Annotated in this window: 1 protein-coding gene; it reads left to right on the forward strand. The window is 49.0% G+C overall.

Features of this window, described 5'->3' with window-relative positions:
* Window positions 1–49: 49 nt before the first annotated feature.
* The coding region (gene glyA / locus B2X33_RS02880) for a serine hydroxymethyltransferase (protein ID WP_524539497.1) at window positions 50–941 on the forward strand (892 nt) is incomplete at its 3' end.

A 941-nucleotide genomic window follows, 5' to 3' on the forward strand; every position in this document is an offset into this window, starting at 1 on the left:
CAATCCTAAAACTAAAGTTTTAATCTTGACTTTTTATTGGGAGCGAAAAATGGCTACACCATTGGAAAATTACCTTTCTTCTTGTAACGGGAAACCAAACGTTGCAATGACAGCTTACGTAGCAAATCTTCAGCAGGTTGCTTCTGTAAATCCATCAATCGCCGCTGATATTGTAAACGAGATTGAAAACCAGCGAAGCCACCTCAAGCTGATCGCGTCTGAAAACTACAGCTCGCTTGCTGTTCAGGCGGCAATGGGAAACCTTCTCACGGACAAATACGCTGAAGGCTACCCGGAGCACAGATACTACGGCGGCTGCGTGAATGTTGACGCAGTTGAGATGACGGCGGCGCGCGAAGCGGAAGAGCTTTTCGGCGCGGACTACGCTTACGTTCAGCCTCACTCTGGAGCAGACACAAACCTTGTTGCATACTGGGCGATTCTTTCGGCAAAGGTTGAGACTCCAACCTTGCAGGAGCTTGGCGTAAAATCATTAAACGACCTTACAGCGGAGCAGTTTGACGAGCTTCGACACCGCTTCGGAAACCAGCGTCTCATGGGGCTCGACTATTCTTGCGGCGGACATCTAACACATGGCTACAAAATGAACATTTCTGCCCGCATGTTTGAAAGCCATCCTTACGGAGTTGACAAGGAGACAGGACTTCTTGACTACGACGCAATCGAAAAGCAGGCGATGGAAGTTAAGCCGCTCATCCTTTTGACAGGTTATTCAGCTTATCCGCGCGCAATCAACTTCAAACGCTTCCGCGAAATTGCAGACAAGTGCGGAGCCGTTCTCATGGTGGATATGGCGCACTTTGCAGGTCTCGTTGCAGGAAAAGTATTCACTGGAGATTTTGACCCGGTAAAATGGGCAGACGTTGTAACAACAACAACACACAAGACTTTGCGCGGCCCTCGCGGAGCTATGATTCTCT

Source organism: Treponema sp. UBA785, assembly GCF_002297065.1.
In the GTDB taxonomy this organism is placed as follows: domain Bacteria; phylum Spirochaetota; class Spirochaetia; order Treponematales; family Treponemataceae; genus Treponema_D.